We start from the raw sequence: 25,299 nt of genomic DNA, 5'->3' as shown, positions 1-25,299 counted from the left end.
AGGAACCCTTATGACAACCGGTTTATTATTCGTCTTACACGGGCGCAAGGAAAGAATTGCCCCGGATAATCTCACCACAATCGCAAGACTGCAAAAACTCACGGATTTGCCTAGCACCTATGGTTTTTTAGAAGGCAGTCACGTCACTTTAGAATCTGGGGCAGAAAGGCTAGTGACTCAAGGAGTGACGCATATCCTAGCGTTGCCTTTGTTGCTTTTTCCGGCGACCCACGCCTTGGAGGATTTACCCACTCGCTTAACCGACTGTCTGCCTAGTACGTGTACTTATGAAGTGGCGACCACTTTGGCGACGACTAAGGCCATCTATCATGGGTTAGCCGAAAAAATCAAGCAAGCCCCACCCGGACAGGTGCTAGTTGTAGCCCACGGGACCCCTCACTACGGGAAGCCTTTGACAATGTTAAAAGTCATTTGTCACCAGTTGGCAGTAGATTGCCAAAGATCGATTCTGTGGGGCAATTACGTAGGCCCGGAGAATTATTTAGAAGTGGCGAAAAAAATCACAGGGCCTTTAGTGGTTCTACCATTCTTCTTAACAGAAGGTCACATTATCAAGGCGATTACGCAAAAAATTACGGCCACACACCGGGATGAAGTCACTTTTTTGCCTACATTCCAAGAGAGTGACACGCTGTATTTGGCCTTAAAAGAGGAAATGGAGGAATTAGGATGTATCCCGTCTTACTCGACATCAGCCAGCGAAAAATCATTCTAATCGGTGCCGGCAAGATTGCCACCCGCAAAGTCACCAGTTTACTCGCCGGTGGTGGTCGCTATATTCAAGTGATTGCCCCGAAAGCAACACCGGAAATCAAGGAATTCGCCCAAGCCGGACAGCTGACTTACCTTTCGCGGGGGTATCAAAAAGGGGACTTGGCTGGCTTTGATTTCGTTTTTATCTGTACAGATGATCCCAGTGTCAATTTACAAGTGCGCAATGAAGTCGGTTCAAACCAGTGGGTCAATGACACGACTTGTAAAGAGCGTAGCACTTTTTGCTCTCCTGGGGTCGTTACTACTTCAGAGTTCACCTATACTATTTCTAGTCATGTGCAAGATCCTCGAAAAACAAAAGCGGCCAAAGAAGAACTTCAGGCCTGGTTAGAAGGCAAGCAGTCATGATGAAAAAACCAACGATTTTATTGACTCGTCAAAAAGGGCTGAATGAAGCCGACGCTCTGCGCTTTACTCAGGCGGGCTATGAAGTCTCAATCTGTCCGTTACTCACATTGCGTTTTCTCCCTATTCCTAAAGACGTCCAAAAAAGTCTGATCCAGGCGGACTGGGTGCTCTTTACTAGTCAAACCCCAGTGCCACAAATCGTCCCCTTCCTCAGCGAGCAAACGAAAATCGCCGTAATTGGTGAAAAAACTGCCAAGGCTGTTTGTAAGCTAAACAGAGCAGTAGACTTTATCAGCCCTCAGGAAACCAAAAGGGCTTTTTTGGCAACCTTTAAAGAAGCCTATCCGCAAGCGGGGCGAGTCTTTTATCCGAAAAGTCAGCTGGCGGATGATTACATAGAAACCCAGCTTCAAACAACTGCAGAAGTTACCAGTCAAGTCACCTATTTAAATCTGCCAGCAAAAGACGGTCTAAAGCGTTGCAGTAAGTTACTTCAAGAGAAAGCCATCGATGGGGTATACTTGACCAGTCCCTCGGCGGCGAAGCGTTTTTTAGCTGTGGCGGAGGAAACTGGAACAACTAGCCAGCTCCTTTACTTTGCCATTGGTGCTACGACTCAGGCTTATTTGGCTAAGCGAGGCATTGCCAGTCGTTTAATCAGTGAGTTAGAACGAGTGGATGGGAATTGCTAAATCTTCTTGAGAGTTTTTCGCAGGTGCTTGCCTGTCATTTGGCAAAATGCTAGTATGGGAGAAGCAATGAAAGAATTGACTGTTGCTTCCCAAAGCTGCTTAAAAATGGCTGACTAAGTGTACCCCCTTGAAGGGATCAGAGAAACAAGGACGAGCAACTGAAAAATAGACTAGGAGATTTGTCATGGATCGGATTAACAGTGTGTTTGGCGACATTCGCCAAGGAGCGAGAGAGTTTTTACAAGACTTGGAAAACTGGTTTAACCAGAATCAACGCCGGGGGATTTTAACCTTTGTGGGAATTTTGTTGTTTGTGGCAGTCTTTTCCGTTTCGATGATGACGGCTCAAGGAAATATCCGAGAATCCGAGTATGAAGAAATCGTCTTTAGTGATTTGGCCACGGATCGTTTGAAGTCCATTCCTTATGGTACGGAAGATCAATTTATCAAAAAACAAAAAGCGGTCTCTGTTATGTTTGCGCCGCCTCATGGTAGCCAAAGAGCAAAAACCGACGAAATCTTGACCAAAAAAGGTACCGAGTTAAACCGCGATTTTTATTATTATCCATTGGTTTACGATACGGTGAATATCGGTGAACGCTACGATCTTGATCCCACGAAAGTGACCTTTGTCTTTTTCGAAGCTGGGGAAGAGAAAAACCGGGTAGAACTGGCGGATATCGATGATGTAAACAGTAGTTTGATTCCTGAATTAAACCGTTTGACCATGTGGAATATCAAGACCATCGAAGAATAATCTGCAAGTTTATTCAAAAAAAGATTGACGCTTACGAAAAGTTGGCGTATCCTGAGACTATCAATCAACAAAGGAGTGACCATCATGTACACAACAAACAACTTACAAGCATGGCGTAATTGGCGTAGGTAGTTGTATTGATGGGACATTCTTCCATAGATACAACTTTTTAGAGTATCCTTCTAAAACTTGTATCTATGCTGGACATAACTTTTCACGACCGCATAGAGCATCTCTATGGGGTCTTTTTTATACCCAAAAATAGGACAAGGACAAGAAAGGATGCGAGGTTGACCAAAAAAATACAAAAAAGTGAGGTAGATGAAAATGAAAAACAAAGGCTTAATGATCACAGTAGCGGTTTTGGTAATTGGTTTGGTAGGATACGGGATTTTCCAAGGAACCCGCTCGGAGAACGCGGCGACGAATGATTCGGGCGCGAAGAAAGAAACGTATCGAGTGGGTGTCTTACAGCTAGTGAGCCATCCAGCTTTGGACCAGATTTATGAAGGCATCAAAGAAGGACTGGCCGACGAAGGCTTGGAAGAAGGCAAAAACTTGAAATTGCTTTTCCAAAATGGTCAAGGAGATCAAAGCAAGCTGAATACGATGAGCCAACAATTGCTGCAAGACAAAGCAGACGTCTTGGTGGGGGTCGCGACTCCAGCGGCCCAAGCATTAGACAACAATGTGAAGAAGAAAGACATTCCTATCGTGCTTGGTGCCATTACGGATCCAAAAGGTGCGGGACTGGTGGCTTCTAATGACAAACCAGGCGCCAATATCACTGGGGTTTCTGATCAACCGCCCGTGGGGGAAATCATCCAACTGGCCAAAAAGCTCTTGCCTAATGCGAGAAAAGTCGGCATGTTGTACTCTTCTTCGGAAATGAACTCACAATTCCAAGTAGCCGAAGCCACGAAAAAGGCGGAGAGCTTAGGCCTAGAAGTGGTCAATAAACCTGTTGCCACCACTAATGAAGTAGCCCAAACCGTGCAAGTTTTAGCCCAAGAAGTGGACTTTGTCTTTATTCCTTTGGACAATACCATCGCCAACGCCATGGAAACTGTCAGTCAAGAAGCGACGAAGCAAAAACTACCGGTCTTTCCATCCGTAGAAACCATGGTAGAACAAGGCGGGGTAGCCACCGTGGGGATTAGTCAAAAAGAGTTAGGCGTACAAACTGGTAAAATGGCAGCCAAAATCGCAAAGGGTGAAAGTGATCCGGCTACAACACCGATTTACACGTTCTCCAAAGGGGAAACCATCGTCAATCGGGCCCAAGCAGAACTTTTTGGCATCAATGTGGATCAGCTTGATTCTGATGATACCCGCTTTGTGGGGGAATAAGCAGTAGAAATGAAAAAGGAGTGAAGGACATGATCGTTTCGACGATTGGTCAAGGCCTGTTATGGTCTTTACTGGCCATTGGTATTTTTATGACCTACCGTATTTTGAATTTTCCCGATATGACCACAGAAGGAACGTTTCCTTTAGGGGGAGCCGTTTGCGTGGTGGCTATCACTCAGGGTATCCATCCTCTATTGGCTACTTTATTAGCGGTTTTAGCGGGTATGGGCGCAGGATTTGTTACGGGAATCTTGTACACCAAAGGCAAGATTCCTGTGATTCTAGCCGGTATTTTAGTGATGTCTGGCTTGAATTCGGTGATTTTATTTGTGATGAAAAGTCCCAATAAAGGATTAGGTCATCAGTATTCGAAGATTCAAGATCTTTTTTCAGCACTGCATTTACCGGACTATTTCGATATTCTCTTATTAGGCGCTTTGGTAGTGCTACTGGTTATCGGCTTGCTATTGTTCTTTTTCAATACGGAGTTAGGGCAAGCGTATATCGCTACCGGAGATAACGAAACCATGGCTCGTTCTTTAGGTATCAAGACGGATCGGATGAAAATTCTCGGTTTGACTTTATCCAATGGGGTGATTGGCCTATCGGGAGCTTTGATTTCCCAAAATGATGGTTATGCGGATGTTTCAAAAGGCATCGGGGTGATCGTCATTGGTTTAGCGGCTATTATTATTGGGGAGGTCTTGTTCGGGGAATTGGATTTTTGGGAACGGTTGATAGCCGTAGTCGTAGGCAGCATTATTTATCAGTTGATCATCTTCTTGATTATTTATTTAGGCTTTGATACCACGTATTTGAAGATTATTTCTTCAGGGATTTTGGCTTTGTGCTTAATGATTCCTCAGTTGAAACAAGCCTTACATTTGAAAACCGGTTTTGAAAAGGAGGGCCACTAATGAGTCGTTTAGTCATGAAACAAGCTACAAAAGTCGTAAAAAATGGCCTCGATGAAGAACGGGTGCTTTTGGACAATGTGGACTTAACCATTCAGCCGGGAGAATTTATTACTGTAGTCGGGGGCAATGGGGCCGGCAAGAGCACCTTGTTTAACACGATTTCTGGTTCGTTGCCACTAACCCGAGGGAAAATCACCATTAATCAAACCGATGTCACCCGGAAAAGCGAAGAGCAACGGGCAAAGTATATCGCCCGGGTCTTTCAAGATCCGAAAATGGGGACCGCTCCCCGGATGACCATTGCAGAAAATCTGTTACTGGCGGAAAAAAGGGGCCAGCACCGCGGGCTCAGACCGCGGAAATTACAAGAACGTTTGCCTGATTACAAAGAATTATGTGCCCAAATCGGCAATGGCTTGGAGCAGCATTTGGACACGCCTTGTGGCAATTTATCCGGGGGACAACGGCAGGCATTGAGTCTATTGATGGCGACTTTGACCACACCAGAGTTGTTATTATTAGACGAGCATACGGCAGCCTTAGATCCGAAGACTTCCAAGAATTTGATGACTTTGACGAATCAATTAGTAACGGAGCAACAATTGACTTGTTTGATGATTACCCATCATATGGAAGACGCCTTACAGTATGGCAATCGCTTGATTCTCATGAAAAAGGGGAAAATCGCCAAGGACTTATCTCAAAAGGAAAAAGAACAGCTGACTTTAAGTGATTTATTGTTATTCTTCGAGTCGGATTTGTAAGGCGCTTTTCAAGGAACTTCCGTTATTTGTTTCTGAAAATATGAATATTTTTACAGTTATCGTTGACAGCCTTTAGGAAAACGACTATACTAAACTCAATCTTACATCAGTTTGGAGCGATTCTTTATGACAAGAACACTATCATCACAACTGAATAAGTATTACTTTAGCTATTTTAGATGAGTTTGTATTCATGACACATGGATGCAAACAGCGCAAGTTTGTATCTATGATGGCTAAGGGAATTTGACTTGACTTACTCGCCACCGTAGATTTCTTCTATAGTGGCTTTTCTTTTACGCTTTGTTCGTTCAGGGCATATCGAGGGTGTTCACTGTAGAGTAATCACGGTGGACGCCCTTTTTTTCATTGGAGGAAGGCAAGCGGCAAGGAGGAATGAAGATGATGAAGATTTCCGGGAAGACCCGACTGGCTGGGCTTTATGGCTTGCCGACGGGGCACAGTATCTCCCCGGCTATGCATACGGCAGCTTTTGCGGCTAGGGATTTCGATGCGGTTTATCTGTCCTTTGATATTGCGCCGGAAGAACTGGCAGCTAGTATCCAGGCCATCCGAAGCTTTCAGATGGTAGGGGTCAATGTGACCATGCCTTATAAGCGCGAAGTGATTCCCTATTTGGACGAACTGTCTCCGGCGGCGCGCTTAAGTGGTGCGGTGAATACCATCGTCAATTGTGACCAGCGCTTGATTGGTCACAATACGGACGGCGTTGGCTTTATGCGTAGCTTGGCCGATGAAGGAATCGATCCTATCGGCAAAGAAATGACGGTCTTAGGGACTGGAGGAGCGGCCACGGCGATTATCGTGCAGGCGGCTTTAGATGGTGTCAAAAAAATCCATGTCTTTAACCGGCAAAAGCCGAGTTTTGCAGCAGTTGGAACGAAACTTCGTGAGATCGGCCAGCAAACGCACTGCCAAATCGAACTTTTCGACTTAGCCGATGAAGCAAAGCTAGCTTACTGTTTGGGTAATAGTTGCTTAGTGGTCAATGCTACGAGTTTGGGAATGAAACCAGAAGACCCCTTGCCCCTGCCAGCTGAGCTTTTAACTGAGAATCTTGCGGTGATGGATTTAATCTACAAGCCTAGACAGACGAAATTACTGGCACTTGCAGAAGCAAAAGGCCTCAAATGGGGAAATGGTCTGGGGATGTTGTTGTATCAAGGTGCCGCAGCCTTTACCTTATGGACAGGAAAAGAAATGCCACTGGACGTGGTGCGTCCCTTAGTGGTTTAAAGGAAAAAACAATCAGAAATGAAAAAGGAGTAGATAAAAATGATCGTAATTATGAAACCAGGTGCCACAAGAGCAGAAGTGGAGAAAGTTGTGAAACGAATTAAAAAAGAAGGCTTGGATGTCAATATCGATACGGGCAGTGAACACGTGGTAATCGGCGTGAAAGGTGACACCCGCACGATTCAAGATGTGGCATTTTACAGTTACGATGGGGTGGAAAAAGCAGTGCGTATTTCCAATACTTACAAACTCAGCTCCCGGGAATTTCACCCAGGGGATACGGTAGTCGACGTGGATGGCGTGAAAATCGGTGACGGTCATTTTGTTACCATGGCCGGGCCTTGTTCCATTGAAGGCTTAGATCAAATCCGGGAATGTGCTCGGATTGCCAAAGCCGGTGGCGCAGAAATCCTACGGGGAGGCGCTTTTAAACCGCGAACATCCCCTTACGCTTTCCAAGGGCTAGAGGAAGAGGGTTTGAAATACATTCGTCAAGCTGCGGATGAATTGGGTATGAAAGTTATTACGGAAGTCATGGATGAAGGCCATATTGACATGGTGGCAGAATACAGTGACATCTTGCAAATCGGTGCTCGGAACATGCAAAACTACAAGCTTTTGTCCGCAGTGGGGAAAACAGGCAAACCAATCGGCTTAAAACGGGGAATCGCCGGAACCATTGATGAGTGGCTCAATGCAGCGGAATACATCGCCGTGGAAGACAAATCACCAGTGATCTTTATCGAACGAGGCATTCGAACTTACGAAACCGCCACCCGCAATACCTTTGATTTAAGTGCCGTTCCTTTGATTAAAAAACTCAGCCACTTCCCAATCATCGTGGATCCTTCACATGGTACCGGAATTTGGGATTTGGTTCCTCCAATGGCTCGAGCGGGAGTAGCAGCTGGCGCCGATGGCATGATCGTGGAAATTCATCCGGATCCTGCCAATGCTTGGTCAGACGGCCCTCAATCCTTAAACGAAAAAACCTACATGAAAATGATGCAAGAAGTCCATATTATGGAAAAAGCTATGAAAGAGATTCGTAGCTTGGAAGCGTAAGATGCTTTAATGGAAAACTTGCAGCAAGGAAGACGAGGAGGAAACCCATGCTTAATGTGACATTGAAAGACCATTGCTACGATATCGTAGTAGAACGAGGTTGCTTAGAAAAAACTGGTTCATTTTTAGCACAACTGTGGCAACCACAAAAAATCGCCATTATCACCGATGACCGAGTGGCACCATTATATGAAGAAACAGTCCGTCAGTCCGTGATTGCTGCCGGTTTCGAAGTGGTGACTCATGTGGTACCAGAAGGAGAAGCCAGCAAATCGCTAGCTGAAGCGGAGAATATCTACAGCTTTCTCGCGGAAGCCGGCTTCACCCGCTCTGATGGAGTGATTGCTCTAGGTGGCGGCGTCATTGGGGATCTAGCGGCCTTTGCAGCTTCTACTTACATGCGAGGGATTCACTTTATTCAAATTCCTACTACTTTATTGGCCCAAGTGGATTCCAGTATCGGGGGCAAGACGGCGGTAAATACGACGAAAGCTAAAAACTTGGTAGGTACCTTTAGTCAGCCGGATGGGGTTTTGATTGATCCAGATGTATTACAGACATTGACCATGCGCCGGGTTCGAGAAGGCATTGCGGAAATCATCAAGTCTGCTGCCATTGCCGATTTGGATTTGTGGGAATACTTAAAAGACTTACAAGATGAAGCAGATCTTTTAGATCACACCGAGTACGTGATTGAAGAAACTTTAAAAGTGAAACGCCAAGTGGTGGAAGAAGACGAATTCGACAATGGCAATCGTTTGATTTTGAACTTTGGGCATACGATTGGTCACGCCATTGAGAAGACGGCAGGCTACGGAGTTATCAGTCACGGCGAAGGAGTAGCCATTGGTATGTTAGCTATTAACCGCCATGCAGAAGCAATTGGCCTATCTCCTGTTGGGAGCACACAGGTCCTGAAAGAGATGATTGAGAAGTTTCATTTGCCTACGACTAGTGACATTTGGGATGAACAAATGCTTTACGAAGCGATTACCCATGACAAAAAAGCTCGGGGCAATCAGTTGAAGCTGATTCTCCTAGATACGATTGGCACTGCAAAAATCGTGACGGTGCCCTTAACGAAACTAAAAGACTACTTACACAAGGAGGGGTTATAATATGCGTTATTTGACTGCTGGCGAGTCCCATGGGCCGCAACTGACAACGATTATCGAAGGACTACCTGCGGGGTTGCCCATAACCGTTGAAGAAATCAATCATGAATTGGCTCGGCGCCAAACGGGCTATGGTCGCGGGGGCCGGATGTTGATCGAAAAAGACCAAGTGAAGATTCTATCCGGGGTACGCCATGGCAAGACCTTAGGAAGTCCTCTGACTTTAGTAGTAGAAAACAGAGACTGGAAAAACTGGACGAATGTTATGGCCGCCGAAGATGTGGATGAGAAATACAAAAAACGGCGCCAAGTGCTCCATCCTCGCCCGGGGCACGCTGATTTAGTCGGTGGGATGAAATACCACCATCGGGACTTGCGGAATGTGTTGGAACGTTCTTCTGCACGGGAAACTACCATGCGTGTAGCCATTGGTGCCGTGGCTAAGAAGTTTCTTGCAGAATTAGGCGTGGAAATTGCGGGACATGTGACTACTTTAGGGGGCATTCAAGCGCAAATACCTGAGAAACTCACTGTGGCGGAAGTCAAAGAACGGGCGGAAGCTTCCGAAATCCGAGTGGTAGACCCTAACGTAGAAGAAGCCATGAAAGAGCTAATTGATGCCACGAAAGCCAAAGGAGATACGATCGGTGGCGTAGTGGAAGTTTTAGCCGCTGGGGTGCCAGCAGGACTAGGAAGTTACGTGCAATGGGACAGCAAACTAGACGGAAAATTAGCCCAAGGAATCATGAGCATCAATGCCTTTAAAGGGGTCGAAATCGGGCTAGGCTTTGAAGCAGGAAATCGCCCAGGCTCCGAAGTAATGGATGAAATTCAGTGGAGTGAAGCAACAGGATACACTCGCACGACCAATCGTCTAGGCGGCTTTGAAGGCGGCATGACCAATGGGGAAATCATTCGCGTTCGGGGAGTGATGAAACCCATTCCTACTTTGTACAAACCATTGAAAAGCGTGGATATCAATACGAAAGAAACGATTAAGGCTAGTGTAGAGCGCTCCGATAGCACGGCGGTACCAGCGGCTTCCGTGGTGGCGGAAAACGTTACCGCCACGATTTTAGCGGAGGCCCTCATGGAAAAATTTGGCCATGATTCCTTTGACGAACTAAAAGCGGCCGTGGCCGAATACCGCGCATACTTGAAAACTTTTTAAGGAGGAAAGCCATGACAAAACAAGTCTTGATCGTGGGATTAGGATTAATCGGCTCTTCCTTGGCAGCTTGTATCAAACGGGCTCATCCAGACTGTGAGGTCAGTGGCTGGGATTTTTCTACGACTACTTGTCAAATTGCTGAAGAGAGAGGAATCGTCGATGGGATTGCAGCCGATTTTGCCACGGGAGCAGTCAACTGTGATGTTCTGCTCTTTGCGACTCCCGTGGCAGTGACGCTGTCTTACTTTGAGGAACTAGCCCAATTGCCATACCGGAAGCAGTTGATCGTTACCGATGCAGGCAGTACGAAATTGCAACTGACAAAAAGGGCCCAGGCGTTGGGTTTGCCTTTTTTGGGCGGTCATCCCATGGCCGGTTCTCACAAGTCAGGGATTAATGCTTGCGATGAAAATCTATTTGAAGAAGCTTACTACATCTTTACCCCGGAAGACTCCCAAAAAGTAGCGCTCAATCAATTACAAGAGCTACTTAAAGGAACCCGAGCGAAATACGTGGAGCTGACACCTCAGGAACACGATGAAATCACTGGGATGCTCAGCCACTTGCCTCATATTATTGCGGCTTCCTTAGTCACTCAAGCTGATGCTTTTAATCAAATTCATCCCCGGGCAAAGCAGCTAGCAGCGGGCGGCTTTCGGGACATTACCCGGATTGCTTCTTCGGATCCTGTCATGTGGACAGATATCCTTCTGAGCAATCGCGAAGTCCTCATGTCCCAGTTGACCTTGTGGCAAGAAGAGATGTCCAAAGTGCAACGGCTCTTGATTCATCGGGATCGAGAGGGGATTTGCCAGTTTTTCGATCATGCGAAAGACACTAGAGATCGTTTGCCCGTGCATAAAAATGGCGCGATTCCAGCCTTTCATGATCTCTTTGTGGATATTCCAGATGTGCCCGGGGTGATTGCAGAGGTCACTGGCTTACTGGGAGAGGCAAAAATTTCCATTACAAATCTGAAAATTCAGGAAACTCGGGAAGATATTCTCGGGGTCTTACAAATTACCTTTAAAAGCCAACGAGATCTAGATGCAGGGAAAGACTGCTTGGAAGCTAAGACGCCCTACCACTGTCGCATAAAATAATCTTATATCAGGTCAAAGAGAGGAGTCCTTATGAAATTACAGCAAAAACAAGCACTGACTGGCAACATTCAGATTCCAGCCGATAAATCCATTTCCCATCGTAGCATTATGTTTGGTGCATTGGCTAAGGGCACCACCACCGTGAAGAATTTCTTACGGGGGGAGGATTGTTTCAGCACGTTACATGCTTTTCAAAAACTCGGAGTACCGATTCAGGACGATGGGGAGACCATTACCATAGAAGGCGTTGGTTTTGCTGGACTAAAACCAGCCGAGGAAGCGATTGATGTGGGAAATTCCGGGACTACCATTCGCCTGATGATGGGTATCTTAGCGGGACAAGAATTTCCTACCACGCTCTTTGGGGATGATTCTTTGGCTAAGCGTCCTATGAATCGAGTGATGCTACCTTTACGAGAAATGGGGGCAACATTAACCGGGGATCAAGGCAGTGAATTCCCTCCAATCACGATTGAAGGAACAACGGCGCTAAAACCGATCAAATATCAACTCCCCATGGCCAGTGCCCAAGTGAAGTCGGCAATTTTATTTGCGGCCTTACAAGCCCATGGAATCAGTCGGATTATCGAGAAAGAACCGACCCGCAACCATACGGAAGAGATGATTAAGCAGTTTGGGGGCCATATCGAAACTGCTACAGATGAGAAGACGATTACCGTTAGCGGTCCGCAAACTTTCCAAGGACAAGAAGTCATCGTTCCCGGGGATATTTCCTCTGCGGCTTTCTTCCTGGTAGCCGGAGCGATTGTTCCCAATAGTCGTATTCGCATGACAAATGTCGGTGTCAATCCATCTCGCACCGGGATTCTCACCGTTATGGAAGCTATGGGAGCGGACCTTGTCACCAGTGAAGTCGACGAGCAAAATCAGTCGGCCACTTTGACGATTACCACTAGTTCTTTGCAAGGGGTGACGATTGAAGGAGCGATCATTCCGAAACTCATTGATGAATTGCCGATTATCGCCTTACTTGCTACTCAAGCCCAAGGCACTACGGTAATCAAAGATGCGGAAGAATTGAAAGTCAAAGAAACCAATCGAATCGACGCCACCGCAGAAGAATTGCGAAAAATGGGGGCCGATATTACCCCGACAGAAGACGGCCTGTTGATTAAAGGGCCGACTCCACTTCACGGAGCAGAAGTACACTCTCGGGGAGATCACCGAATCGGCATGATGTTGGCCGTGGCCAGCTTGATTGCCCAAGGAGAGACAGAGTTGTTGCGTCCAGAAGCCATCAATGTTTCTTATCCAAACTTTTTTGCTGATTTAGCCTCCTTAATGGCAGGTGAAGAAGCATGAGTATTTTGCTAATTGGCTTTATGGGAGCGGGGAAAAGTACCGTGGGGCGCTTATTAGCCGAGCAGTTGGCGAAACCCTTTCGTGATTTAGACCAGTTGGTGGAAGAGATGACCCAAAAAACGATTCCCCAGTTGTTTGAAGAAGGAGAAGCGGTCTTTCGCGAAGCAGAAACAAAAGCATTGATGGCCGCTTTAGGTAAAGACCAAGTCATCGCTTGTGGTGGGGGCATCATCCTAAAGGAAGCAAATCAGGCGTTGCTGCAAGCTCATCCCCAAGTGGTGTATCTAAAAGGCCAGCCGGATGCTCTATTTCGACGCATTCAAAAAGATGAGGCCAATGTCCGGCCTTTGGCTACAGAAAAAACAGTAGCGGAGATGCAGGAAATTTTATCTCCTCGTTTACCTTTGTATCAGTCGGCTGCTTCGATTGAAGTGGAGACTACTGGCAAAGCTCCGCAAGAAATTGTGCAAGAGATAGTGGAAAGGTTGGAGTTGTGATGAAAGTTGGTTATTTGGGCCCACAACGATCATTTACGTATCAAGCGGCAGGGACTTCTTTTGCTACGGAAGATTTAGTAGCCTATCCTTCGATTCCCACTTGCTTGAAGGACTTGGAAGCAGGCTTTTTGGATTTTGGGGTAGTGCCTTTGGAGAATTCTTTAGAAGGTTCCGTTCACGCAACCATCGATTCCTTGTTTCATCGCCCCGGCTTACAAGTGGTAAGAGAAATCATCTTACCTATTAAACAACAGCTATTGACGGCTAAAGAGCGTCCTTTATCGGAAATTCGCCGGGTACTTTCCCATCCCCAAGCTTTGGCGCAAAGTCAGGCTTTTTTAGAGGAGTATTTGCCACAGGCTCAGCTAGAGGCGGTGGCTTCCACGACTCATGCGGCTCAATATGTTCAAACACATCCAGAAGAAGCGGTGGCGGCGATTGCTTCTAAAGACGCTGCCGGGCATTATGGGTTGACGATTGCCCAACAGGACATCCAAGACAATGCGGGCAACCAAACACGTTTTTGGGTGGTGGCACGACCAGACCGGATGAAGCAAAGTTTTGAGCCGGCGGTCAAGCAAACCTTGCTGTTGACCTTGCCTTCAAATCAGCCGGGAGCATTGTATCAAGTGCTCCAAGCGTTTGGCTGGCGAAAAATCGATTTGAGTAAAATTGAATCCCGCCCGCTAAAGACCAGTTTAGGGGAGTATTTCTTCGTGGTAGATTTGGTTTGTGACAAGGACCCGTTATTGATTGCCAATGCCATTACGGAGATCCAGCTCTTAGGCGCGACAGTCCAAAATCTCGGGGCTTATCCCATAACTTTAGTTGCAGAAAAGCCTAGGGAAGAGACTGGACTCTAAAAAAGAGTAAAGTTTTGCCAAAGCCCGGCAATTTCGGTGATGCTTAGGGTATCCTTGAACCAATGAAACTGACGGAGGAGTAGGCCCATGACTACGCGGAAGGAACGCTACAAAAAACTTCATGAAGATTTAGCCAAAGAATCCAAGGGGACCCTTTTTGCTAGAAGACAATTAACCAAAGACGATCAAGATAAGCTAGGAGCAGAGGACTGGGATGGTACTCAAGTGTCTCCTGACGAGAATTACCAAGTACCACCAAACCATTCAACCGGACCAGCAAATGCGAATCCAGGTCACAGGTCTGCTAATGGTAGCATTACGGGAACATCCGGGAGTCATTACAGTGGCGGTAATGGTAGGGGCAAGAAACCACCTCGAAGCAAGTTTGGTGGCAAAGCCAAGCAGCCCCGAGTCCCTAAAGTAAAGAAAAAGCAAAGGCATCATCCAGTACTTAGCTTCTTACTGAAAGTCCTGGTAGTCTTACTTGTCTATTGTGTCGGGGCGTTTACCTTTGGGAAGCTGACCGCTGACCAACAAAGTGTTTTGTCCGACCAAGAATTAAAAACCTTCAATGGCATGTCTGCTAGCGATGGCTCGAATAATATTTTGCTTTTAGGTAGCGACAGTCGCGAAGGAGAAACCGCCCGAGCGGATACCATTATGGTTTTACAACTGGACGGACCAAGTCACAAGCCGAAACTGGTTTCCTTTATGCGGGATACGCTGGTGTCCATTCCCGGCTATGGGCAAACAAAACTAAACGCTGCCTATGCTTATGGTGGCGCCGAACTAGTCCGGCAAACACTCAGCCAAAACTTTGGTATCGACTGTAAGTATTATACGATTGTCGATTTTCTCTCTTTTGAAAGTGTCATTGATACTCTGTTTCCTAAAGGCGTAGAAATCGATGCCGAAAAGGATATGAGCTCCCACATCGACGTGCCGATTACCGCAGGAGTTCAAATGATGGATGGACATACCCTTTTGCAGTACGCTCGCTTCCGAATGGATGAAGAAGGGGACTTTGGTCGGGTACGGCGCCAGCAACAAGTGATGAATGCTGTCTTTTCCAGTATGAAAAATCCTCTGGTTTTAGCGAAACTGCCCTATGCTGCGGGGAAAGTTATGGGGGAAGCGGCAACGGACTTGCCAATGACTTTCTTGCTGAAAAATACTTTCTCCATTGCCAAGGGTGCTGGTGGCATTGATCGCCTGTCGGTGCCAATCGATAATTCCTGGAGTTACGGTACGGATGATTACGGTGGCAGTGTTTTGGTAGTGAACAAAGAGCAAAACCAACAAGCCGTTGAAGCTTTTTTCAATGAATGATGTATTTAATAGAAGTAACTTACAAAGGATAGGTGCTAAGGTGCCTATCCCTTTTTTGTGTTGAAAAGAAGATGGGAGCGGTTTAGTGTCCATGACTTGTTTCTTGACCTTTTGGGAATCTGGCTTTTCTCTTCACGGCATATTTTCATTCAGAGTGCTTTGTGCTATATTTAATAATATGTTCTTAGTGAAAAGCCTGTGAAGTTTCCTTGTGTACCTTTTGAAACTTTCAGGAAATCTTGAAACGAGGTCCGAATTCCCATGAAATTAGCAGTAGTTACCGATAGTTCGGCGGTTTTACCGGAAGAAATCCAGAATCATCCGGATTTGTCTGTGATTCCGATTCCCGTCATTATCGATGGTCAAAGTTATAGCGAAGGCCAAGATCTTGAGGCCGACGAATTTTATGCCATGTTAAATACCAGTAAAGAATTTCCCAAGACATCCCAACCCGTTTTAGGCGAAGTCTTGGCCCTATATGAAAATTTGCAAAAAGCAGGCTATGATACCATTATTAGCATTCATCTTTCCGCAGGGATTTCTGGCTTTGTGAGTACCTTGGAGGCCATTAAGGATGAGTTTCCTGGGTTAACCATTGTCCCGTTTGACTCAAAAATCACTTCCATGCCCATGGGCAATATGGTCAAAGCAGCTTTGGATATGAAAGACAAGGGTGCCAGCCTTGAAGAAATCAAAAACCGTTTAGCTTATATTCGGGACAATGTTTACGCGTATTTAATCGTAGACGACTTGAATAATTTGGTTCGCGGGGGACGCTTGACCAATGGCGCGGCTTTATTAGGCGGCTTGTTGAAGATCAAACCGATTTTGACCTTTGTGGAAGGTAAAATTGTTCTCTTCGAAAAGATTCGTTCTAGTAAGAAAGCTTTTACCCGAGCGGAGAATATCGTAGGGGAGAAAGCGGCGGCCATCGATCAACCGGTGCAGTTCTTTGTGATTCATGCCAATAATTTACCGGTGGCGCTGGAAGAACAAGCCAAATTACAAGCCAAATATCCTGAGGCACAAGTGACAATTGGGCACTTTGGTCCGGTTATCGGCACTCATTTAGGAGAAAAAGCAATCGGCATTGCCATCTCTCCTTATTAAGAAAAATTGATGAGCTACGAAAAGAAGATGTTTGTTGCATCTTCTTTTTCATTTGCTCCCAGGTTAGGAAAGTGGCAAAAGACCGATTGTTTGGCACTTCGGAAAAGACTCGATATAATTTAGTTAACAAGCAAAAAGGATGAGGTACAATGAATCGTTCAGATGAAACACAAAAACCAGTATTAATCGCCAAAAATTATGAAGGAATCGACGGTCGTCTAGCCGGTCAAGAACCAGAAAAAGCGCTAACGCTGGGCCTATCTGCCGATGAAACGGAGTTATTGGGGACTCTGTGGTGCAAAGACGGGGAAAATTGGCAGACATTAGACAGTCAGTCCTTTAGCCGTATTTTGGATATGGCGATTTTTTTAGCCCAGGGAAATTTGTATTTTCAAGAAGCTTATCGCTATGAGAAATTCTACAATCCCGAAGATCCCCAAGTGGCGATTATCGGGTTGCAGGGCGGGCGTATGACCGTGGCGGCAGATACGGAAAATCCCCAATTGGATCAAGATATTTTGGCATTTCACGACTTGTTGCAAAAAGACGGAGAATTGCTAGGCCAACGCTTCCGGACGTTAAAACGTCTTTTAGACGAAGCGGGCTATTAAGGAGGAGTTATGAAGACACCTTATGCAGTCACAAGTGGCCGCGAGTTTTCTAAATTGGAACGAATGATGATTTGGGAGAAACCCGCCAGTCATCAAACCGGTGAAGTAGAACTCCGGGTTGCCAGTGAAATCAAAGAAAACTGGGACGATCCGGAATTGAAAATTTTTAATGTCTTATTGGAAGGAGACGCCGGTTCCGGGAAGACGGAACTAGCCAAGGCCCTTTCCTATCAGTTGCAACTACCTTATACCAAAGTCACCTGTTTTGCGGATATGGACAAATCCGATGTCTTCGGTGCCTTACTACCGGTGACAGAAAACAGGGAAGAAGACGGGGAACTTTTAGAAGCCATTTACCAAACTGACAGTCTTCAAGCAGTCCTGGATTTGGTAGCTCGGCATTTTTCCTTAACGCAAATGGCGGCTAAAGAAAAACTAGCGCAGTTGGTGGAGCGAATCGAAAATACCGCAGAAAATCCGGTACAGTATCGTTTTTATCCTTCCGAGATTTTACGAGCATTGGAAAAGGGCTATCTCTTGTAAATTCAAGAACCCACTGTTATTCGTGACGCCTCGGTAATGGTCGCGCTAAACTCGGCCTTGGAAGCCAATGGGATGTTAAACACCCCTACAGGCTTAATCCGGCGTCATCCCGATTGTGTCGTGGTGATTACTACCAACCGGAATTATCAAGGCACCAGACCTTTGAATGAATCTTTACGGGATCGGATGCAGCACGCAGAAAAGATGGACTTGCCCCCATTAGAGGTGATGGTCAGTCGTGGTATGGCGAAAACCGGCTTTGATCATAAAGAACCATTGACGATTATGGGAAAAGTCATCCGTCTTTTAGAAGAAACGGCTAAGGCCAATGCGATTAAAGGCGTTGCCGGCATGCGTTCGTATTTTTATTGGGTCAATACGGTAAAGCAAGGGCAAGACCCATTGATCACCTTGTATCCCAAAGTCCTCTACAAGCTAACCACGGAACCAAGTGAGTTGAGTCTTTTAGAAGACGCGTTGGAAAAAAGTGGTCTTTTAAAAGATTTAAGTGCTTGGTACCATGGGCGCAACTTACAAGCTTTTAAAGAAGGACGCCGGTTAAGCCAAACAGAAGCAGATGCCCGCAATATAACGGAAGAAGCCACGACCTTGGTTGGCGCCAGTGACGAGGTAAATAGCGACAGCAAAGAAACCACTGAAGAAACGGACTCTTTGGCAGAAACGGCTCCAACTGAATCAGATACGTCTAAGGAAGCAATGAAGCTACCAGATAGTGAGGAACACAGTGATGCCGTCAGCCAAAGTGCCACTGGAACAGAAGCAGAAGCGGATGAAGCTGTTCACACAGGAGCCACTGCAAAGGATTTAGCAGAGCAAGAGAAAACACTGAAAAAGCAGTTAAATCAGAAAGCTCGTAAGCTGTTTAAAGGCACAACTCATGAAAAAGAAGGCTTGATCATCCACCGGCCAAAAGCCACGGCGGAAAATCAGCGAGAAGCCCAAGCCCTCTTGAGAGAAATCCAGCCTCAAGTAGCGCCGATTATCAAAAAGCTGAAAGAAATTTTGGAAAATGAAGTCAGTGTCGATTTTAGCCGGGGGCAGTATACCGGGACCCGCTTTGATGCTAGCCGGGTGGCTTATGAAGACTTTCGGACCTTTTCCAAGAAGAATCCCCCACAAGAGGCGCCTTCTTTGGCGATTGGGTTACGAGTGGATGAGTCAGGGTCCATGGTGCGAGAAGGTCGTTTGAGTGCTGCCCAGAAAGCGGCTATGGGGGTGTTGAGCTTTTCTAAAGAACTGGACTTGCCTTTGATGATTTACGGGGACACCGCCGATCTTTCTTCTCGGGAGAAGACCTCGATTTATTCTTACAAAGAGTTTTCCGATGATTATCAAAATGTCCCGGGCAAACTCATGACCATGAAACCTCGGCAAAACAACCGGGATGGTGTACCACTGCGGCTGTTGGCAGAGGCTTTAGCAAAAGAAACAGCCACTACCAAGGTTTTGCTATCGATTTCCGATGGTCAGCCGAAAGCTTTACCGGATTATACGGGAAAAAAGGCCCGGGAAGATATCCAACAAGTGATTGCCGATTACGAGCGTCAAGGAGTAATTTTCTTGGCGGCGGCGATTGGTGAAGACCAAGAGATTATCCGAGAGATTTACGGGGAGCATCGTTTCTTGGATATTTCGGACCTACAGCATTTCCCAGAAGAGCTGGTGAATTTATTAGCTCGGTATTTGGACTAGGCAGCGAACTGTCCATAAAAATATTATGTAAACTATAAGAGCAAATCAAAGAATGTCAAGTCTTGTAATTGTTTTTTTATTCCGCTAGAGTAAACTTAACGGAATAAAGTGGAAAAGAGACGAGGGAGTGGTATAGTCCCATCGTCTCTTTGATTCGTTTTTCAACTCAATCTAAAAAAGAAAGGAAGAGATTTATGCTAAAAACCCTTTTAGCGAATGTGGGTAGTTATAAAAAAGACACCCTGTTAACCCCTTTGTTTGTCTCTGGGGAAGTGGTCATGGATGTCATCATGCCTTTAATCATGGCGGCCATGATTGACCAAGGGATTTCCAAAGGGGATGCCGGTGCCATTATGAAATACGGCGCCCTGCTTTTCGTCTGTGGCCTTTTTGCCTTGTTTTGTGGAACCATGGGTGCCCGGAAAGCCGCCGTGGCCTCTGCTGGTTTTGCTCGGAATTTACGCCATAATATTTTTCAACGGATTCAAGGTTTTTCTTTTGCGAATATCGATCGCTTTTCCACGTCTGGGTTGATTACCCGGATGACGACAGACGTGACCAACGTGCAAAATGCCTTCCAAATGATTATTCGGATGTTGGTGCGCAGTCCTTTGATTTTGATTTTCTCATTGACCATGGTGGGCTTTATTAACGCTCGCTTGATTTTGATTTACCTGGCGGTGATTCCTTTCTTGGCCATTGGACTAGCAGTGGTGATTCACTTTGCCCATCCTTTGTTTATCCGCGTCTTTCATACCTATGACCGCTTAAACAATGTGGTACAAGAAAACTTGCAAGGGATTCGCGTAGTAAAATCCTTTGTACGAGAAAAACACCAAGAGAAACAGTTTGGCGAAGTCTCCGAAACGGTGTATCGGGATTTCACATTGGCTCAACGAATTGTGGCTTTTAATATGCCATTGTTGCAGTCGGCGATTTACATTTGTATGCTGCTCTTATCTTGGGTAGGGGCCAAGCTTATCGTGGTGGATGGTAGTTTGACCACTGGGGAGTTGGTCTCCATGTTTAACTACACCATGCAAATTTTAATGAGTTTGATGATGATTTCCATGGCTTTCGTGCAAATTTTAATTGCACGTACTTCCGCTGATCGGATCGTAGAAGTCTTTAATGAAGAAAGCAAGATTACCAATCAGAAAAATCCGGTGATGACCGTTCCCGATGGTAGCATTCAATTTAAAGATGTGTGCTTTAGCTATGCGGACGATATGAACAAACTGGTGCTAGAAAATATCAACTTGGATATTAAGTCCGGCCAAGTAGTTGGCATCATCGGAGGGACCGGGAGTTCCAAGTCTACGTTGGTGCAACTGATTCCTCGATTGTACGATGTAACCCACGGCTCGATTCTCGTAGGCGGTCGGGATGTACGGGAGTACGATTTGGAAACTTTGCGAGATCAAGTTTCCATGGTGTTGCAAAACAACGTCTTATTCTCCGGTACCATTAAGGAAAACTTGCGCTGGGGGAATGAAAATGCCACGGATGAAGAAATCATCGCAGCAGCGAAAATCGCCCAAGCAGATCCTTTCGTACAAGAATTTCCCGATAAATACGATACGATGATTGCTCAAGGGGGAACCAACGTCTCCGGGGGGCAAAAGCAACGATTGACCATTGCCCGGGCGCTTTTGAAGAAACCGAAGATTTTAATCCTCGATGATTCCACCAATGCCGTGGATACACGGACGGATCAAGAAATTCGGGCAGGCTTGAAAGAAGCGATTCCTGGCACCACGACTTTGATTATTTCCCAACGAGTGACTTCTATTCAAGACTCGGATTTGATCATTGTCTTAGATGATGGCAAAATCGACGGCCTAGGAACTCACGAAGAATTGCTTGAAAACAATCAGATTTACCAAGAAGTTTATGAATCACAAGAGAAAGGATTTGGTGAACATGTCGAATAATCCAGGTATCCGCACGACTTCACCAGTAAGAACCTTAAAACGGCTCTTAAAGCTGATGTTCAGTGATTACAAACTGCAGCTAATCATGGTTTTTGTGATGATTGTGCTTTCCGCCTATGCCAACGTGCAAGGCTCCTTATTTATCCAAACGGTGATTGACCAGCACATCACGCCAATGCTCGGGCAAAGCAATCCTGACTTTGTAGGACTGTTACAAGCGATTATGCAAATGGCGCTGATTTATCTAGTGGGGGTTGCCGCGGGGCTGATCTACAACTTCACCATGGTAAAAATCAGTGAAGGTACCCAAAAGAAAATTCGGGATCAGATGTTTACCCACATGGAAACCTTGCCAATTCGCTATTTTGACAGCCATCCTCACGGGGATATTATGAGTCATTTCACCAATGATACAGATACCTTGCGTCAGATGATTTCTCAAAGTATCCCGAATTTGATGTCGGCTATGATTACCTTTGTTTCCGTGTTTATCGCCATGTTTACATTAAGCTTGCCTTTGACTTTGTTCGTTATGGTTTCGGTCTTTTTAATGTTGAATGTGGTGCGCTTTATCTCCAAGCGTAGTGGCCGTTTCTTTGGCGCCCAACAGCGAGATTTAGGAACTGTCAATGGGTATATTGAAGAAATGATGCACGGTCAAAAAGTCGTGAAGGTCTTTAACCATGAGGAAAAAGCCATGGAAGACTTTGACCGGGTCAATGATGCTTTACAAGACAGTGCAACGAAGGCCAACGTAAATGCCAACCAGTTGATGCCGATTATGATGAACCTGTTAAACGTTCAGTACATTTTAATCGCCATTATCGGTGGACTTTTTGCCATTAACGGAATCAGCGGTTTAACCGTGGGGATGATTGCTTCTTTCTTACAGTTGAGTCGTTCCTTAAACGGGCCAATCAGCCAGATTTCTCAACAGATCAACTTTGTTATCATGGCCTTGGCCGGGGCGAACCGGATTTTTGAATTACTGGACGAACCTTCCGAAGTGGATGATGGCTATGTGACGTTAATCAACGCCAAGGAAGAAAATGGCATTATCACCGAGTCTTCTGATCGCACGGGACTATGGGCGTGGAAGCATCCCCATACCGACGGGAGTATCACTTACACGAAACTAACCGGTGATGTGGTTTTTGAAGATGTGGACTTTGGCTATGTGCCAGAAAACATCGTCTTACACGATATCAATATTTACGCTAACCCTGGGCAGAAAGTCGCTTTCGTAGGGGCGACGGGCGCTGGTAAGACGACGATTACCAACTTGATCAATCGCTTCTATGATATTCAAGAAGGAAAGATTCGCTACGACGGGATCAACATCCAAAAGATTAAGAAAGACTCTCTGCGGCGTTCTCTAGGAATCGTTTTGCAAGATACGCACTTGTTCACCGGGACAATTACGGATAATATTCGCTTTGGGAAACTCAGCGCCACAGACGATGAAGTGATTGCAGCGGCGAAATTGGCCAATGCGGACAGCTTCATTCACCATTTACCAGAAGGCTATGATACCGTGATTACCGGGGATGGGGACGAGCTCTCCCAAGGGCAACGGCAGCTTTTAGCCATCGCTCGGGCGGCTATCGCGGATCCTCCGGTGATGATTTTAGATGAAGCCACTTCCAGTATTGATACTCGGACGGAAAAAATCGTGCAAGAAGGGATGGACAAGTTGATGCAAGGCCGCACCGTCTTTGTCATCGCCCATCGTCTGTCTACGATTCAAAACTCCGATGTCATTATGGTCTTGGATCACGGCCGGATCATCGAGCGAGGGGATCACGATTCCTTGCTGGCGGAAAAGGGACTGTATTACCAATTGTATACCGGTAAAATCGAACTGGATTAAAAAAATCGTGCGCTACCTCCTGACTTTGGTCGGGAGGTTTTTTTGCTATTTCACGAAAAGCGAGTGCATTTATAGATGACGGTAGTTCTTTTTTTGGTTGAAACTGAAAATTTGTGCAAACCTACTAACGCCAAGGAAAAACTAGTTTTCTCAGAAGCAAGCACAAAGATGCATAATCTAAATTTTTTGAAAGCGTTTTATGCTGTGATACACTATTTTTATAAAGGTTAGGTTTTTTCTTTTCGGTAAAGGAGGGTAGAAAAATTCGTGGGGGTGGCTAACGGAGTGGCTTCGACCGCTCTGTTTGCAAAAAATAGTAAACAAAGGAGCGTGGCATAAAGGAATGTTTTCTTTTAGAGACCGATCAAAAATGATTCAAGAACTGACTGAACAGACATTTGATTTGGTGATCATCGGCGGTGGGATTACCGGAGCAGGCGTGGCTTTACAAGCGGCAGCTTCGGGTATTTCGGTTGCACTGCTAGAAATGCAGGATTTCGCTGAAGGGACGTCTTCTAGGTCGACGAAGCTGGTGCACGGCGGTTTGCGCTATCTCAAGACCTTTGACGTGGAAGTGGTAGCAGATACAGTTAGAGAACGAGCCATTATTCAAGGAATCGCCCCCCATATTCCTAAAGCGGACCCCATGATTTTACCGATTTTTGACGAACCGGGATCGACGTTTACTCTTTTTTCGGTAAAGATTGCCATGGATTTGTATGATCACTTGGCAGGAATCACCGGCGGCAAGTACGCCAACTACATGTTGAGTAAAGAAGAGGTCTTAGCTCGGGAGCCTCAACTAGCTGCTGAAGGATTATTAGGTGGCGGTGTATACCTGGACTATCGGAACAATGACGCCCGCCTGGTAATCGAAAATATCAAGCAAGCGGTAGCCGATGGGGCAGTGGCACTTAGTCGTATGAAAGTCACGGAGATTTTCCATGATGACAAAGGGAATGTCTCTGGTGTGAAGGCACAGGATTTATTAAGTGAAGAGACCATTACCGTGAAGTCCAAACTAGTCATTAATACCTCAGGGCCTTGGTCGGATCATGTAAAAAGTTTGGATGAGAAAATCGATCATCAGCCGACTATGCGACCGACAAAAGGCGTGCATTTAGTCGTTGACGGGGAAAAGCTCAAAGTCCCTCAGCCGACTTATTTTGACACAGGGAACAAGGATGGCCGCATGATCTTTGTTATCCCTCGGGAAAATAAGACCTATTTCGGAACCACGGATACCGATTACGAAGGAGACTACACTCATCCAAAAGTGGAGCAAGCCGATGTGGATTACTTATTGAAAATCGTCAATCACCGATACCCGGAAGCGCGACTGACCTTAGATGATATCGAAGCTGCTTGGGCGGGGTTGCGGCCATTGATTAGCGCATCTGGTGAGGACTACAACGGTGGAAAAAAAGAGCACATTAGTGACGAAAATTTTGAGAAAATCGTTGCCGCCATTCAAGAGTACCGCGAAGACAAACAGTCTCGGATACAGGTGGAAAAGGCGATTCATCAAGGGGTTAAAGAAGAGCCTAAGGACAATCCGTCGGCGGTTTCCCGAGGCAGTGATTTGACAGTAGCTGATGACGGTTTGTTGACCTTATCTGGCGGGAAATTAACCGACTATCGCTTAATGGCCGCAGAAGCGTTGAAGAAAATTGTCCAGCTATTGCCGGAAAAAAAGATTACCTTGGTCGATTCGGCACACTACCCAGTCTCTGGTGGGCAACTCGACCCACAAAACGTGGAAGCGGAACTAGCCAAAATCGCAGAAACTGGAGTTACCAAAGGGTTAAGTAAAGCAGAAGCCACGTTTTTAGCGGGCCTATACGGTTCAAACACGGAAAAAGTTTACGCTTTGCTGGATCAAGGGGCTTTTCCTGGATTGTCACTAGCGGAGTCCAGCTCGTTACGCTACGCCATGACAGAAGAGATGACCTTAACGCCGGTGGACTACTTGTTAAGACGCACCAATTACATGCTCTTTATCAGTGAGCGCTTAATGGAAATCAAAGATGCCGTCGTCGCTGGGATGGCAGACTTCTACCAGTGGGATGAAAGGACCAAAGAACGTTACCAAGAAGAATTAGACGCAACCATTCGAGAAACCCAATTAGCGGATTTAAAAGCGCAACAATCATAAATTAAAAGGAGTGGGAA

Annotated in this window: 21 protein-coding genes and 1 pseudogene; all 22 read left to right on the top strand. The window is 46.0% G+C overall.

Annotation, left to right across the window (positions count from 1 at the left end; genetic code table 11):
* Positions 1 to 10: 10 nt before the first annotated feature.
* The 22 genes and pseudogenes from I579_RS12305 to glpO all read left to right on the top strand — a co-directional run bounded on the left by I579_RS12305 (position 11) and on the right by glpO (position 25,282).
* On the top strand, positions 11 to 736 hold the full coding sequence (locus I579_RS12305) for a sirohydrochlorin chelatase (protein WP_010753733.1): 726 nt from the start codon (positions 11 to 13) through the stop codon (positions 734 to 736).
* Positions 691 to 1,143, top strand: a complete 453-nt coding sequence (locus I579_RS12300) for a precorrin-2 dehydrogenase/sirohydrochlorin ferrochelatase family protein (protein WP_010753732.1) — start codon at positions 691 to 693, stop codon at positions 1,141 to 1,143. The genes I579_RS12305 and I579_RS12300 overlap by 46 nt, the downstream gene beginning before the upstream one ends.
* A complete protein-coding gene (locus I579_RS12295; protein WP_010753731.1) occupies positions 1,140 to 1,835 on the top strand; it encodes a uroporphyrinogen-III synthase in 696 nt (231 codons plus the stop codon). The genes I579_RS12300 and I579_RS12295 overlap by 4 nt, the downstream gene beginning before the upstream one ends.
* Before the next feature lie 184 nt (positions 1,836 to 2,019).
* The gene (locus I579_RS12290; RefSeq protein ID WP_010753730.1) at positions 2,020 to 2,592 is read left to right on the top strand and encodes a hypothetical protein; all 573 of its coding nucleotides are present in this window, start codon (positions 2,020 to 2,022) and stop codon (positions 2,590 to 2,592) included.
* Positions 2,593 to 2,919: 327 nt separating this feature from the next.
* A complete protein-coding gene (trpX, locus tag I579_RS12285; protein WP_010753729.1) occupies positions 2,920 to 3,942 on the top strand; it encodes a tryptophan ABC transporter substrate-binding protein in 1,023 nt (340 codons plus the stop codon).
* Positions 3,943 to 3,971: 29 nt separating this feature from the next.
* Positions 3,972 to 4,859, top strand: coding sequence for an ABC transporter permease (locus tag I579_RS12280; protein ID WP_010753728.1), 888 nt, complete (start codon positions 3,972 to 3,974; stop codon positions 4,857 to 4,859).
* On the top strand, positions 4,859 to 5,623 hold the full coding sequence (locus I579_RS12275) for an ABC transporter ATP-binding protein (RefSeq protein ID WP_010753727.1): 765 nt from the start codon (positions 4,859 to 4,861) through the stop codon (positions 5,621 to 5,623). The genes I579_RS12280 and I579_RS12275 overlap by 1 nt, the downstream gene beginning before the upstream one ends.
* Positions 5,624 to 6,028: 405 nt before the next feature.
* On the top strand, positions 6,029 to 6,880 hold the full coding sequence (gene aroE, locus I579_RS12270; RefSeq protein ID WP_010753726.1) for a shikimate dehydrogenase: 852 nt from the start codon (positions 6,029 to 6,031) through the stop codon (positions 6,878 to 6,880).
* Positions 6,881 to 6,919: 39 nt separating this feature from the next.
* Positions 6,920 to 7,945 (top strand): 3-deoxy-7-phosphoheptulonate synthase, encoded by a 1,026-nt coding sequence (gene aroF, locus I579_RS12265; protein ID WP_010753725.1) that lies wholly within the window; start codon positions 6,920 to 6,922, stop codon positions 7,943 to 7,945.
* A gap of 47 nt (positions 7,946 to 7,992) precedes the next feature.
* Positions 7,993 to 9,063 (top strand): 3-dehydroquinate synthase, encoded by a 1,071-nt coding sequence (aroB, locus tag I579_RS12260; protein WP_010753724.1) that lies wholly within the window; start codon positions 7,993 to 7,995, stop codon positions 9,061 to 9,063.
* Between the two features lies 1 nt (position 9,064).
* A complete protein-coding gene (gene aroC / locus I579_RS12255) occupies positions 9,065 to 10,231 on the top strand; it encodes a chorismate synthase (RefSeq protein ID WP_010753723.1) in 1,167 nt (388 codons plus the stop codon).
* A gap of 11 nt (positions 10,232 to 10,242) precedes the next feature.
* A complete protein-coding gene (locus I579_RS12250) occupies positions 10,243 to 11,334 on the top strand; it encodes a prephenate dehydrogenase (protein WP_010753722.1) in 1,092 nt (363 codons plus the stop codon).
* A 30-nt stretch (positions 11,335 to 11,364) separates the two neighbouring features.
* Positions 11,365 to 12,657, top strand: coding sequence for a 3-phosphoshikimate 1-carboxyvinyltransferase (aroA, locus tag I579_RS12245; protein ID WP_010753721.1), 1,293 nt, complete (start codon positions 11,365 to 11,367; stop codon positions 12,655 to 12,657).
* Positions 12,654 to 13,154: a shikimate kinase gene (locus I579_RS12240; RefSeq protein WP_010753720.1), complete on the top strand. Its 501-nt coding sequence runs from the start codon at positions 12,654 to 12,656 to the stop codon at positions 13,152 to 13,154. Before aroA ends, I579_RS12240 begins: the two co-directional genes overlap by 4 nt.
* Positions 13,154 to 14,017 carry a prephenate dehydratase gene (gene pheA, locus I579_RS12235; protein ID WP_010753719.1) on the top strand — a complete coding sequence of 288 codons (864 nt, stop codon included), beginning with the start codon at positions 13,154 to 13,156 and terminating at the stop codon, positions 14,015 to 14,017. Before I579_RS12240 ends, pheA begins: the two co-directional genes overlap by 1 nt.
* 87 nt (positions 14,018 to 14,104) lie before the next feature.
* A complete protein-coding gene (locus I579_RS12230) occupies positions 14,105 to 15,346 on the top strand; it encodes an LCP family protein (RefSeq protein WP_010753718.1) in 1,242 nt (413 codons plus the stop codon).
* A 261-nt stretch (positions 15,347 to 15,607) separates the two neighbouring features.
* On the top strand, positions 15,608 to 16,456 hold the full coding sequence (locus tag I579_RS12225; protein WP_010753717.1) for a DegV family protein: 849 nt from the start codon (positions 15,608 to 15,610) through the stop codon (positions 16,454 to 16,456).
* Between the two features lie 149 nt (positions 16,457 to 16,605).
* Positions 16,606 to 17,067 carry a DUF6530 family protein gene (locus I579_RS12220; protein ID WP_010753716.1) on the top strand — a complete coding sequence of 154 codons (462 nt, stop codon included), beginning with the start codon at positions 16,606 to 16,608 and terminating at the stop codon, positions 17,065 to 17,067.
* Between the two features lie 9 nt (positions 17,068 to 17,076).
* Positions 17,077 to 19,323: pseudogene (locus tag I579_RS12215) on the top strand (AAA family ATPase).
* A 194-nt stretch (positions 19,324 to 19,517) separates the two neighbouring features.
* Positions 19,518 to 21,257 (top strand): ABC transporter ATP-binding protein, encoded by a 1,740-nt coding sequence (locus I579_RS12210; protein ID WP_010753713.1) that lies wholly within the window; start codon positions 19,518 to 19,520, stop codon positions 21,255 to 21,257.
* Complete coding sequence (locus tag I579_RS12205) at positions 21,247 to 23,127, top strand: ABC transporter ATP-binding protein (protein WP_010753712.1); 1,881 nt, start codon at positions 21,247 to 21,249, stop codon at positions 23,125 to 23,127. Before I579_RS12210 ends, I579_RS12205 begins: the two co-directional genes overlap by 11 nt.
* A 343-nt stretch (positions 23,128 to 23,470) precedes the next feature.
* Positions 23,471 to 25,282, top strand: a complete 1,812-nt coding sequence (gene glpO / locus I579_RS12200; protein ID WP_010753711.1) for a type 1 glycerol-3-phosphate oxidase — start codon at positions 23,471 to 23,473, stop codon at positions 25,280 to 25,282.
* The last annotated feature ends 17 nt before the right edge of the window (positions 25,283 to 25,299 follow it).

This window comes from Enterococcus asini ATCC 700915 (assembly GCF_000407365.1).
In the GTDB taxonomy this organism is placed as follows: Bacteria; Bacillota; Bacilli; order Lactobacillales; family Enterococcaceae; genus Enterococcus_C; species Enterococcus_C asini.
This window is presented reverse-complemented; position numbering and strand designations above follow the sequence as displayed.